Source organism: Oceanicola granulosus HTCC2516, from assembly GCF_000153305.1.
In the GTDB taxonomy this organism is placed as follows: Bacteria; Pseudomonadota; Alphaproteobacteria; order Rhodobacterales; family Rhodobacteraceae; genus Oceanicola; species Oceanicola granulosus.
In genome coordinates this window covers 636,551-648,862 of sequence record NZ_CH724108.1, presented here as the reverse complement: position 1 = coordinate 648,862, position 12,312 = coordinate 636,551, and the positions used below count along the sequence as shown (strand labels likewise).

12 protein-coding genes are annotated in these 12,312 nt (G+C 70.0%); 5 read left to right on the top strand and 7 right to left on the bottom strand.

What is annotated here, in order from left to right; genetic code table 11:
* The first annotated feature begins 102 nt into the window (after window positions 1–102).
* From OG2516_RS15245 to OG2516_RS15225, 5 genes are all read left to right on the top strand, one after another.
* Window positions 103–1,332, top strand: coding sequence for an aromatic ring-hydroxylating oxygenase subunit alpha (locus tag OG2516_RS15245; protein ID WP_007256608.1), 1,230 nt, complete (start codon window positions 103–105; stop codon window positions 1,330–1,332).
* A 5-nt stretch (window positions 1,333–1,337) separates the two neighbouring features.
* Window positions 1,338–2,402: an FAD-binding oxidoreductase gene (locus tag OG2516_RS15240; RefSeq protein ID WP_007256607.1), complete on the top strand. Its 1,065-nt coding sequence runs from the start codon at window positions 1,338–1,340 to the stop codon at window positions 2,400–2,402.
* 78 nt (window positions 2,403–2,480) lie between these two features.
* Entirely contained in the window at window positions 2,481–3,473 is a 993-nt protein-coding gene (locus OG2516_RS15235; RefSeq protein WP_007256606.1) for a 3-oxoacyl-[acyl-carrier-protein] synthase III C-terminal domain-containing protein, read from the top strand.
* Window positions 3,473–3,712, top strand: coding sequence for an NAD-dependent epimerase/dehydratase family protein (locus tag OG2516_RS15230; RefSeq protein WP_007256605.1), 240 nt, complete (start codon window positions 3,473–3,475; stop codon window positions 3,710–3,712). The genes OG2516_RS15235 and OG2516_RS15230 overlap by 1 nt, the downstream gene beginning before the upstream one ends.
* Entirely contained in the window at window positions 3,703–4,509 is an 807-nt protein-coding gene (locus OG2516_RS15225) for an MBL fold metallo-hydrolase (RefSeq protein ID WP_007256604.1), read from the top strand. The genes OG2516_RS15230 and OG2516_RS15225 overlap by 10 nt, the downstream gene beginning before the upstream one ends.
* Window positions 4,510–4,702: 193 nt before the next feature.
* Here OG2516_RS15225 and OG2516_RS15220 read toward each other — a convergent pair whose 3' ends face one another.
* Genes OG2516_RS15220 through OG2516_RS15190 form a run of 7 tightly spaced genes read right to left on the bottom strand, consistent with a single transcriptional unit; the run spans window position 4,703 to window position 12,310 of the window.
* Entirely contained in the window at window positions 4,703–5,809 is a 1,107-nt protein-coding gene (locus tag OG2516_RS15220; protein ID WP_007256603.1) for an N-acetylglucosamine-6-phosphate deacetylase, read from the bottom strand.
* Window positions 5,802–6,713, bottom strand: coding sequence for an ROK family protein (locus OG2516_RS15215; protein WP_007256602.1), 912 nt, complete (start codon window positions 6,711–6,713; stop codon window positions 5,802–5,804). Before OG2516_RS15215 ends, OG2516_RS15220 begins: the two co-directional genes overlap by 8 nt.
* Window positions 6,710–7,786 carry an AgaS family sugar isomerase gene (locus OG2516_RS15210; protein ID WP_007256601.1) on the bottom strand — a complete coding sequence of 359 codons (1,077 nt, stop codon included), beginning with the start codon at window positions 7,784–7,786 and terminating at the stop codon, window positions 6,710–6,712. Before OG2516_RS15210 ends, OG2516_RS15215 begins: the two co-directional genes overlap by 4 nt.
* Window positions 7,783–8,796 (bottom strand): SIS domain-containing protein, encoded by a 1,014-nt coding sequence (locus OG2516_RS15205; RefSeq protein WP_040615923.1) that lies wholly within the window; start codon window positions 8,794–8,796, stop codon window positions 7,783–7,785. Before OG2516_RS15205 ends, OG2516_RS15210 begins: the two co-directional genes overlap by 4 nt.
* Entirely contained in the window at window positions 8,793–9,938 is a 1,146-nt protein-coding gene (locus tag OG2516_RS15200) for a Gfo/Idh/MocA family protein (protein ID WP_007256599.1), read from the bottom strand. The genes OG2516_RS15205 and OG2516_RS15200 overlap by 4 nt, the downstream gene beginning before the upstream one ends.
* A gap of 11 nt (window positions 9,939–9,949) precedes the next feature.
* Window positions 9,950–11,047, bottom strand: a complete 1,098-nt coding sequence (locus tag OG2516_RS15195) for an ABC transporter ATP-binding protein (protein WP_007256598.1) — start codon at window positions 11,045–11,047, stop codon at window positions 9,950–9,952.
* A 51-nt stretch (window positions 11,048–11,098) separates the two neighbouring features.
* Entirely contained in the window at window positions 11,099–12,310 is a 1,212-nt protein-coding gene (locus OG2516_RS15190; protein ID WP_007256597.1) for an ABC transporter substrate-binding protein, read from the bottom strand.
* Window positions 12,311–12,312 lie beyond the last annotated feature (2 nt).

Genomic DNA, 12,312 nt, shown 5'->3' with positions numbered 1-12,312 from the left:
CAGCTAAGCCAGGATGAGATTTATTGCCATTGAGAGCAACCTCCGACGGCGCGATGGGTCAGGTCAGCTAATGCCTGCAGCGCCGTCACAGGAGGCTCCGCCATGACCGCCCTCACCGAACTTCTGGCCCGTCGCGCGCCCGGCCACTCCCTCGAGCGGCCCTTCTACACCGACCCCGACATCTATCGGGCCGACCTCGCGGCGATTCATTATCGCGACTGGCTCTTCGCCCTGCCCGCCTGCCAGCTCGCCAAGCCCGGCGCCTACGCGCGGCTGCAGATCGGGGCCTACAACGTCATCCTCGTCAAGGGCGCCGACGGCGAGATCCGCGCCTTCCACAATTCCTGCCGCCACCGCGGCTCGGTGCTCTGCAAGGACGCCGCCGGGCAGGTGGCCAAGCTCGTCTGCCCCTACCACCAATGGACCTACGAGCTCGACGGGCGGCTGATCTGGGCGCGCGACATGGGGCCCGACTTCGACCCGGCCGCCTGGAGCCTCAAGCCGGTCCACAGCCGCGAGCTCTGCGGGCTGATCTACATCTGCCTCGCCGGCGAGCCGCCCGATTTCGCCCCCTTCGCCGACCTCGCCCGGCCCTACCTCGAGGTCCACGACCTCGGCCGCGCCAAGGTCGCCCACACCAGCTCCATCGTCGAGAACGGCAACTGGAAGCTGGTCTGGGAGAACAACCGCGAGTGCTACCATTGCGGCGGCACCCACCCGGCGCTCTGCCGATCGTTCCCGCTCGATCCGGAAGTCGCGGGGGTCTCCGCCGACGGCTCGATCTCGCCGCGCCTGCAGGCCCATTTCGACCGCTGCGAGGCGGCGGGCGCGCCGGCGCAGTTCCGGCTGGCGGGGTTCGCCGGGCAGTACCGCTTCGCGCGGATGCCGCTGCAGGCGCCGGCGGTGAGCTACACGATGGACGGCAAGCCCGCCGTGCGCCGCCCGCTGGGCCGCGTCGGGCTGGCCGACGCGGGCTCGCTGCTCGCCTTCCACTACCCCTCGACGTGGAACCACTTCCTGCCCGACATCTCCCTGACCTTCCGCGTCACCCCGATCGGGCCGCAGCAGACCGAGGTGACGACCTGGTGGCTCGTCGACAAGGACGCCGTCGAGGGCGTCGACTACGATCTCGACCGGCTCACCGAGGTCTGGCTCGCCACCAACGACGAGGACCGCGCCATCGTCGAGGGCAACCAGCTCGGCATCAACTCCCCCGCCTACGCGCCCGGCCCCTACAGCCCGGTGCAGGAGGACGGGGTGGAGCAGTTCGTCGACTGGTACGTGCGCACAATGCAGCGCAGCCACGCCCCCGCGGCGCTGGCGGCGGAGTAGCGGCGATGGGTGCGATGACGCCGACCCTCGCCTTCTGGGACGACACCGAGGCGCTCGAGTGCGTCTCGCGGCTGCCCGAGGCGCCGGAGGTGGTGACCTTCACCTTCCAGTCGCCCTCCGGCGCGCTGTTCCGCTTCAAGCCGGGCCAGTTCGTGACGCTGGAGCTGCCGGTGCCGGGCGGGCCGCTGATGCGCACCTACACGATCTCCTCGTCGCCCTCGCGGCCCACGTCGCTGACGATCACCGTCAAGGCGCAGGCCGGGTCGCTCGGCACCCGCTGGATGCTCGACCACCTGCGCCCGGGGATGCGGCTGAAGGCGGCCGGGCCGGGGGGCGGCTTCTCGCACCTCAACCACCCGGCGGAGAAGTACCTGTTCATCTCCGCCGGCTCGGGCATCACACCGCTGATGTCCATGACCACGTGGATGTACGATGCCGGACGCGAGCCCGATCTCGTTTTCATCAACTGCGCGCGGCGGCCGTCCGGGATCATCTTCCGCGAGCGGCTCGAGCACATGGCGTCGCGGATGCCGGGGATCGAGCTCGCCTGGGTGGTCAGCGATACCGATCGTTACCACCCGTGGAGCGGCTATCGCGGACGGCTGAACCAGCTGCTGCTCGGCCTCGCCGCGCCCGACTACCTCGACCGCGAGGTCTTCTGCTGCGGCCCCGAGCCGTTCATGACCAGCGTGCGCGAGGCGCTCGCCGGGCTCGGCTACGACATGGACCGCTACCACCAGGAGAGCTTCCACGCCCCCGTCGGCGCGACCGGCGCGGTGCCCGACGACGTCACGCTCGACGAGGCGGCGAAGGCGCAGGTGGAGTTCGCCGCCTCCGGCGTCACCGTCGAGTGCGCCGAGACGGAGACTTTGCTCGGCGCGGCCCGCTCGGCGGGGCTGTTCATCCCGTCGGGCTGCACCTTCGGCGTCTGCGGCACCTGCAAGGTGAGGAAGACGGAGGGGCAGGTCCACATGGTCCACAACGGCGGCATCACCGACGACGACATCGCGGCGGGCTACATCCTCGCCTGCTGCTCCAACCCGATCGGCCGGGTCACGCTCGAGGCCTGAGCGCATTTCTGCGGGCGCGCCACCGTGAACCGGGCTAAGGATGAGCCCGGGACACGGAGAAGGGGAGCGGGCGCGGCGATGACCACGGGATTGGCGCTACTCGGCACGGGCCACGCCCTGCCGGCACGGGCGGTGGAGTCCGATGCGCTCGACGCGGCGGCGGGGCGCGAGGTGGGCTGGCTCGCGCGCGCCTCGGGCGTGCGCCGCCGCTTCGTCGCCGACGAGGAGGACCAGATCGCCCTCGCCACCACCGCCGCCCGCGCTGCCATGACGGAGGCGGGAGTCGGGCCGGACGACATCGACCTGCTGCTGTTCGGCGCCGCCATCCCCTACCAGGCGCTCCCCTCGACCGCGCCCCTGCTCCAGCGCGCCCTCGCCATCCCCGACGGGCGCGCCGCCGCCTTCGACGTCAACGCCACCTGCCTTTCCTTCGTCACCGCGCTCGACATCGCCCAGCTCCAGCTCGCCGCCGGACGGCACCGGCGCGCCCTCGTGGTCAGCGCCGAGCTCGCCTCGCGGGGCCTGCCCTGGCAGGACGCGCCCGAGGTCGCCGGGCTGTTCTCCGACGGCGCGGGCGCGGCCGTCGTCGAGGCGGCGCCGGGGCGGGTCTTCGCGAGCCTGATGCGCACCTATCCGTCGGCCTGGGAAGCCTGTCAGGTTCAGGCGGGCGGCACCCGGCACCGCGCCGAGGAGGTCGACGCCGCGCGCTCCTACGCCCGCCTCGCCACCTTCGGGATGGACGGCAAGGTGCTGTTCCGCCTCACCGCCGCGCACTTCGCCGACTTCCTCGACGCGCTGCTCGCCCGCGCCGGCTGGCGGCGCGAGGACATCGCGCTGGTGATCCCGCACCAGGCCAGCCCCGGCGCGCTCAAGCACCTCGCGCGGGTCTGCGGCTTCGCGCCAGGCCAGATCGCCGACATCGCCGCCGGGTACGGCAACCAGATCGCCGCCTCGATCCCTGTGACGCTGGCGCTCGCCCGCGCCGAGGGGCGCGTGCGAGGGGGCGACAAGCTGCTGCTGCTCGGCACCTCGGCCGGCGTCTCCTTCGGCGGCATCGCGCTGGAGGTTTGATGGAACGCGTCCTCGTCACCGGCGCCACGGGCTTCCTCGGGGGCGCACTGGCCCGAACGCTGCGGGCGGAGGGGCGGCGGGTGATCGCCACCGGACGCGATCCCGCCGACCTCGCCGCCGCCCGCACCGCCGAGGCGGTGGCCCGGCTCCGCCGCGCCCGCGAGACTGTTCTGACCCTTGCACGCTGGCGCCCCACGATTTCCTTCGCCCGGGGCCTCGAGACCGTCACATGGACCTGAGCTTTCACGTCACCGCCACCGTCCCCGCCCACGAGCGGATGCTGCGCCACGCCGCCCCCTGGCGAAAGCTGCGCCTGCCGGTCCGGTTCGGCCTGCTGCGCCACCCGCGCCTCGGGGCGGTGCTGATCGACACCGGCTACAGCGCCCACGCGCTCCACGCCCCCGGCCGCTCGGCGGGGCTGCGCGCCTACGGCAAGCTGCTGCGCCCGAGCCTCGTCGCCGGGGGGAGCGTTGCGGACGTGCTCGCCGCCCACCGCCTCGCGCCCGCCGACGTGGCGGCCGTGATCCTGACCCACCTGCACCCCGACCACGTCTCCGGCCTGACCGATTTCCCCGCCGCCCGCATCCACCTCGCCGCCGATGCCGGGGCCGCCCTCGCCGCCCGCCATCCGATGCGGCAGGGGCTGTTCCCCGAGCTGCTGCCCGCCGACCTCGCCACCCGCACCGCCCGCTTCGAAGACGCCCCCGCCGCGCCTCAGCCCGGCGGCCTCGGCCTCGGCCACGACGTCTTCGGCGACGGCAGCGTCTTCGCCATCCCCCTGCCCGGCCACGCGCCCGGCCACGTCGGCCTGCGCTTCGCCGGCGACGGCCTGCTCTACGCCGCCGACACCGAGTGGCTCCGCTCCGCCCTGCCCGACCCGCGCCTGCCGCCCCTGCCGCTGCGCGCAATCGTCGACGACGCGCCCGCCTTCCTCGCCAGCAAGACCCGCGTCGCCGCTTTCGCCGCCGCGGGAGGCGACGTGCTGCTCTGCCACCAGCCCGAGCGGCACCGGCTCGACCGGGGCACATGGACCTGAGCCGCGCCACCGGCACCGCGCAGGCGCTCGCGGCCCCGCGAAGGCCGGATCGCGCGCCAGGAAGTCCGGCAACCCGTCGCGACGGCGAAGAGGAAGAACGGCCGCGTCACGTCGTACACGTGCCGCATCCGACGGTAGGTCCGGTTCATCCGCGCCGCCTGGTCCTGTTCGCTAGCGGCCACGTGTCCGGATCCTAGAGAAGGCTGTCCAGATACCCGTCGAACGTCCAGTCGCTGGACAGGTGTGCGATATCGGACAGAGCGCGCCCCTCCAGCGTCGCCAGGTCCGGCCGCCCGATCAGCTCCGCCGGCACGCTCACCGCCATGCGCAGCGCCATCTCCGGCGCCAGCTTCAGCACCTTGATCGCCCGCGCCACCGACTCCGCCATCGTCACGTGCGCCCCGGCGAGCGACCCTTCCGCGTTGACCAGCCGACCGTTCTCCACCCGGATCTCGCGCCCGTAGAGCGCGAAGCTGCCCGGCCCGCCCACCGTCGGCATCGCGTCGGAGACGAAGAACATCCGGTCCGGCACCGGCCGCGCGCGGATCGCCAGCGCCACCATCTCGTCGGCCACGTGATGCCCGTCGCAGATGATCCCGGCGTGAGCCGCGGAGTTGATCGCCGCCCCCACCACCCCGGGCTCCCGATTCTGCATCTGCGACATCGCGTTGAAAAGGTGGGTGAAACAGCGCGCCCCCGCCGCCACGGCCGCCCGCGCCTGCTCCGCGCTCGCGTCCGAATGGCCGATGGAGACGACCGCTCCCGTCGCCGCGAGCCGCGCCACCTGCGCGTCGCTGACCGCCTCCGGCGCGACCGTGATCATCACGCGCACCCCCGCCTCGCGCAGCGCGCTCACCAGCTCCAGGGTGCGTTCGACCATCGGCCGAACGAACCGCGCATCATGCGTCCCGCGCCGGATCGCGGCGATGTGCGGCCCTTCGATATGCAACCCGATGATGCCCTCGCGCCCCTGCGCCGAGATCGCCGCCGAAACCGTCTCCTCGAGCACCTCCGGCGCATCGGTGATCAGCGTCGGCAGGATCGCCACCGTCCCCAGCCGCCGGTGCGCGGCAGCGATCGTCTCCATCCCCGCGACGGTGGGGGTCGTGTTCAGCAAGCAGCCGCCGCCGCCGTTGACCTGCAAGTCGACGAAGCCCGGCGTGAGGAGACCGGCCAGGCGCCGCGCCTCCGGCCGCGCCTGTCCGATAGCGGACACCCGTCCGTCACGCACCTGGAGCGCCAGCCCCTCGTGCAGCCGCTGTCCGTCGAAAAGCCACTCCGGCGCGATCCACTCAGCCATGCGCCACCTGCTCCTGCCATGCTGCGTACGCCGCGCCCCGCGCGCCGCTCGCCGCGCCGCCCTCGGCCAGCACGACGTCCGGCACCGGAAAGCCGGGAAGCTGCGCCCGGCTTAGGGCCGCCTGCAAATCCTCGACCATGCCGTCGATTCGCGTCAGGCCGCCGCCAAGCACGATCACCTCCGGATCCACCGTGCAGACGAGCGCCATCAGCATCTCCGCCGCCAGCTCGCACCAGACCGCCCAGACCTGCGCCGCCCCTGCATGCGTTGCCTTCAGCCGTGCCACGTCCGGCGCCGTCATCGCCTCGCCCGTCAACGCCTCCGCCAGCCGCACCATCCCGCGCCCCGACACCAACGTCTCGAAGCACCCGGTGCGCCCGCAGCCGCACGCGACCACCGGCAGGCGGTGCGCCACGACCAGGTGCGCCGGGGCGTACATGTGTCCGAATTCGCCCCCGACGGATGTCGGCCCCTGCACCAGCCGCCCGTCCACGACGATCCCGCCGCCGATCCCCGTTCCCAGGATCAGCCCTACCGCCGGCGACCGCCCGCGGGCGGCGCCGAAGACCGCCTCCGACAGCGCGAACGCCCGGCAGTCGTTCGTCATCGTAAGCGCCCGTCCCGCCGCGTCGGCCACGTCGTCCGCAAACGGACGCCCGCTGACCGGCAGGTTCGACGCCAACGCCAACTTGGTTATTGGGTTAACGAGCCCCGCCGCTCCGAGACCGATCGCGCCCCCTCCCACCTGTCCTGCAGCCCAGGACACCTGTCCGGCAACGGACAACACCAATTCATCGTAACTTGCCGGTGTCGCCACCCGCGCGGTCTCGACCCGGCGCCAGCTGTTGTCGAAAATCTGCGTCTCGATCTTCGTCCCGCCGAGGTCGATGCCGGCCGCGATCATTCCGGCCGCACGGGGTACAGCGTGACGCCCGAGACGACCCGGCTCAACGTGCCCTCACCGGCGAAGGGATCGTCCACGTTCAGCCCCATCCGGTCCGACCAGACAACGCCCAGCACCTGCGCCAGCGCCACGGCGAGCGGCGTCAGCCAGACGTCCGGCAAGTCGAGCTGCGGGTCGTGCTCGGCCTGCGGGCCAACCGTCGTCAACCCCGCGCCTGGATATTGCGCCGACAACTCGTCGAGCAGATCCGCCTCGTAGCTCGCCGCCTGCGGGTCGGCACTGGTGAAGACCACGATGCGGGTGTCGGAATCGACGAAGCTCTTGGGACCATGGCGAAATCCGAGCGTGCTGTCCCAAAGCGCCGCGGTCTTTCCGGCCGTCAATTCCATCACCTTCAATGCCGCCTCGCGCGCCGCGAAGGCCATGGGTCCGGTGCCGAGGAAGACGACCCGGGCGGGCGGGGGCGTCGCCTCTGCGAGTGCCGCGTAGCGGGGCAACAGCGCCTCGAGCGCTGCCGCCAGGCGTGGCAGGGCGTCGGCCGGAGGCGCCTTGTCGAACAGGGTGAGCGCCGTCAGCAGCATCGTCGAGAAGCTCGACGTCATCGCGAAGCCCGCGTCGTGTGTGGCCGTCGGCAGCAGCACGACGCCACAGGGGCCAGTCGCTTCCCGCCGAGCGAGGGCGCCATCGGGGTTGCAGGTGACGTTCAGCCGCGGCGCGTCCGGAGCGAGCACGTCCAGGGCGTCCAGCGTCCCGAGCGTTTCCGGACTGCCGCCCGATCTGCCGAAGTTGACCACTAACGGACGTCTGTCCGACAGGTAAGCATGAGGCCGGCTGACAAGGTCCGTCGTCGCAACCGACCGCATCCGCGCGCCCTGCCCTTCCAGTCCGGCAACGATGATATCGCCGATGAAGGCCGACGTCCCGGCGCCGCAGAACCAGACCTCCTCGGCCTCGAGGGTCGCGAGCCAATCGCGCACCTCACCCGCCTTGAACTCGTCGTTCCAGGCGCGCCAGATGTTCGGCTGGGCCTGCAATTCGCGCCAGGTGGCCCAGCGTTCGAGGCTATTGCTCATGTGGTCCTCGTGACCTTCGACAGGGTATCGGGTGCGTCCGGGTCATGTCCCAGTGCGACTGCCGTGGCAAGAACGACGGGGTAAATCATGGCCAGCAATGCCGCCGCGGCCGCGGCCGGCGTCAAGTCAAGTGCGCCGACGTCGGATGGGCGCAGGCGAATGACATCGGCGCGTTTCTCGGTAAATCGCTGCTCGGCCGTATCCAGGCTCTCCTGAACCTCGCCGGCCTCGGTATCGAGCAGGATAACGGTCAGTTGTCTGCTAACCAACTGCAGCGGCCCGTGCAGCACTTCCGAGGCGGAATACGCCTCGGCATGAAGCGCACAGCACTCCTTGAGCTTCAACGCCACTTCCTGCGCCGCGCCAAAACCCGTGTCGCGTCCGATAACGTACACATGTTGCGCACGCAGCAATATTGCCTGCAATCGCGCCGACTCCGGGTGATCGAGCTTTATGTTCTGCAGCGTTTCGGCGGATGCCGTTGCGCGCGCGGCATAGGCCGGGACCAGCGCCGCGAGCAGTGCCATCCCGGCCCCGACGGACCCGATGACCGTTTTCGTCGCAGGCACCGCCCGCTCCTCGCCCGCGTCGATCGGCAAGGTCGCGTCCGCCTCGGCCTCGACCGCGCTGGCCGGCGCATTGGTGATCGCGACGACCTTCCCGCCCTTCGCGCGGGCCCCGCGAGCGGAGCGGACGAGGTCGTCCGAGGCACCGGATTGCGAGATCAGCAGCGCCAAGGTGCCGTCCATCCGCACCCCCTCGCCGAGGGAGAAGACCGAGGGCGGCAGCGACGTCATCGGCAGGCCGGTCTCGCGCATGAATTCGTAGGCGAGGACGCTGGCGGCCGCGTCGGAAGAGCCGCGCGCGATGGTCAGGATGGCGTGCAAGTCCGTCACGCCGGTGCGCTCCAGCGCCGCCCGGTGATCTGCCGTCGCGGCGCGAGCGAACACGGCCGGCGCTTCGGCACTCTCCCGCGCCATCAGCGCACCTGCTTGTTTACGTTCAGTCATTTTCGCAAACCATACGCGTCGAATTGTGTCCAGATGTCGGTGAGATCCACCACCGTGCCGCTGCGCCGGGCCTCGTCGAGCGCCAGAGCCGCGACGCCGGCCTCGAGCGCATCGACGACCGAGACCGGCAGCCGGTCCGTCTCCTCTCGCAGGAATGCGGCGATGTCGGCGCACATCATGGCGTCCGCGCCGTAATGCGCCCCCTGCGCCGCGCGCGCGCCACTGGTGTAGTCGTGGTCGGCATAGCGCGATCCGTCGCGCCGCGTGATCCTGAGATAGCCGCGGACGAAATCGCCCTCCGCCATGCCGCGGGCGCCGATGACGCAGAAGCGGCGCTGCTCGTCAGGGACCATCAGGTTGGTGTGGAAGGCGAGGCTGGCGCCGCTCTCGTAGCCGAGGATCGCCGTCTGGAAGTCGATGATATCGCCGTCGGAGCGGAACGGATCGTCCACGTTCTCCCAGACCGAGGGCTTCACGTGGAAGATTTCGGACTCGGCGTTGGAAACGGGCGCGTGTTCGGCAAGGAAAGACCGGCGACCGCCGATGCTGGCGACCGTTTCCGGACGGCTGTCCGTGATCATGTTGTAGAGGTCGAGGTCGTGGCAGCATTTCTCGAGCATGAAGCCGCCGGACAGGTCGGAGCGCCGGCGCCAGTCGCGCATGAAGAACGCCCCGTGGTAGGGGCCGATGTGTTCGTTGGCCTCGAGCGACGCGATCGGGCCGAGCACGCCCTCGTCCATGGCGGCCCGCAAATCGAGCATGTGCTGCGAGTAGCGGAGGACGAGGCCGACCATCACCCGCTCCTGTCCGAATTCGGACAGCAGTTCGGCCAGCTTCATGGTCTCCTCGATGGACACCACGACGGGCTTCTCGGCGAAGATCCGCGGCACGCCGGCCCGCAGCCCCGCCTCGATCTGCTCGAGGTGGAACTTGTTGGGCGAGCCGACGAGGAACAGGTCGGGCTGGGTGTCCGACAGCATCGCCTCGACGGACGGATAGCCGGGAATGTCCGTGCCGATCATATCGAGGTGGGTCGGCTGCGGGTCGTAGTAGCCGACGATGTCGGCCTCGGGCATGACGCCGCGCAGGGTCGACAGCACATGACCCGCGCGCAGCCCGATGCCGGCGGTAACGATCTTCATGTCAGGTCCTTTCAGGCGACGAGCGCCGGTGCGGCCAGCCGCCGCGACACCTGTCCATCGGCGGAAAAGAGGTGGCAGGCGTTGGTGTTGATGGCGAGACTGATCGTCTCGCCCTCGCGGATGGGGGCATCGCCGGGCAGCACGGCGCACACCTTGTCGAGCGGACCCACCGCGCCGTAGGTGATCGACTGGCCGCCCAGCCGCTCGAGCACGCGGACCTGCATCTGCAGCCCCTCGCCCAGCCCAAGATCCTCTGGCCGCAGCCCGACCTCGACGGGCGCCCCGGCGGACAGGCCGCGCGGCTCGACCGGAAGCGTCAGGGTCGGCCCGCCGGCGAGTTCGACGGTCACGCCGCCGCTATCGGTCGCCTGTACGATACCGGGGAGCAGGTTCATGTTCGGCTGTCCGATGAAGCCGGCGACGAATTTCGAGGCAGGGTGATGGTAGAGCTCCATCGGAGTGCCGAATTGCTCCACCCGTCCGCCGTTCAGGACGACGATTCGATCTGCCATCGTCATCGCCTCCACCTGGTCGTGCGTCACGTAAACCATTGTGGCATCGAGCTTTCGATGCAGCTGCGCCAACTCGACGCGCATGTCGCCGCGCAACGCGGCATCAAGATTGGACAATGGCTCGTCGAACAGGAACACCCGCGGCTCGCGGACGATCGACCGCCCGATCGCGACCCTCTGGCGCTGGCCACCGGACAGCTGTCCGGGCTTCAGCTGCAGCTTGTCGGTCAGCTGCAGGATTTCGGCCGCCTGTCCGACTTTCCGCTTCAGCTCCGCCTCGGGCAACTTCGCGACGCGCAGCGGAAAGGCGATGTTTTCGAACACGCTCAGGTGCGGGTAGAGCGCGTAGGACTGGAAAACCATGGAAATGCCGCGATCGAGCGGGTGAGCCCGGCTGACATCCTTGCCGCCGATGACGATCCGCCCCTGTGTCGCCTCCTCGAGCCCGGCGACGATGCGCAGCAACGTCGACTTGCCGCAGCCCGAGGGCCCGACGAACACCACGAACTCCCGGTCACGGATCGCAAGATCGATATCGTGCAGCACTTTCGCCTGCCCGAAGCTCTTGGAAATGTTCTGCAATTCCAGTGTCGCCATCGGCTCCATCCTTGGTGGCGGGCGGGCCGAGAGAGGCCCGCCCGTTCGTGATCACAGGGCCTCGTCGAGCTCTTCGCCGGCGATGGTGACGAGGTTCTCGACGCTGTCGTCCTCGAGGATCACCCCCTGCACCATGTTGGTGAACACCGACTGCAGCGACTTGAAGTCTTCCACCAGCGGCTCCGGTCCGCCGGTGGCGATGCCGTCGACGAAGACCTGCCAGAACGGGTCGTCCTTGTAGAAGGTGTCCTCCATTCCGAGCTCTTCGTACTTGAAGATCGGCGTAAGGCCCCAGGATTGATCGAGATCGTACTGCGCCTCGCCAGTCGCCAGCGCCTGGGCGAGTTCGTGGGCCAGGTCTTCATGGCCGGTGCCCTTGAAGACGACGAGGCTGTCGGTGATCAGAATCGTTCCCGCCTCGCCGCTCGGCCCGGCCGGGATCGGAACGACGAGCTGGTCAATGTCCTCGTTATGCTGACCGCGACCCCAAGGACCTTGCACGTACATCGCGATCTGGCCGTCGTTGAAGAGGTCGCGCAGCTGGTCGCGCTCCCAGGCGGTCGGGCCTTCCTGCGCGACATCGACGAGCCGTCCGTAGAACTCGAGCGTCTCGCGGGTCTGCTGCGAATCCAGCATGTTCTCGCCGGACTGCGTGTCGATCACCGTGCCCCCGTTGGAGTAGAGGTAGTTCAGGAACTGGTGCATCGTGTTGTCGAAGTCCTTGCCGGCGAGGCCGACACCGGCAGCTTCGGTGTTGTCGCGCACCGTCTCGGCAAGACTGATCATCTCGTCCCATGTCTGGGGCGCGACGCATTCCGCTCCGGCCTCTTCGACGAGGTCGCAGTTGATGTAGAGCGCCTTCGTGGAGAAGGCGTGCGGATAGCCCCAGCGAGTCCCTTCGATCGTGACCGTGTCGAGCACGCCGGGCTGGTAGGCGGTCTCGAGATCGGCCGGGATCTGGGCCGGCACGATCAGGTCGTTGTTGGCGAGCTGGCGCAGCGTGCGCGAGCCCATGTAGGCGATCGACGGCGGATCGCCCGCCGCGGCGAGGGTGAGCGACTTGTCCTGGCACGTGCCCCACGGCACGGCCTCCATGTTCACCGTCACCCCCTCGCGGCTCGCGGTGAACTCGTCGATCACCTTCTGATCCGCCTCGCGCACCTCGCCGCCGCACATGATGAAGTGCAGCTCCTGCGCGCTCGCCGACAGCCCGCTGCCGCCGAGGAGAATCGCCGTGATCCCCAATGTCTTCAGTCCGTTCATTT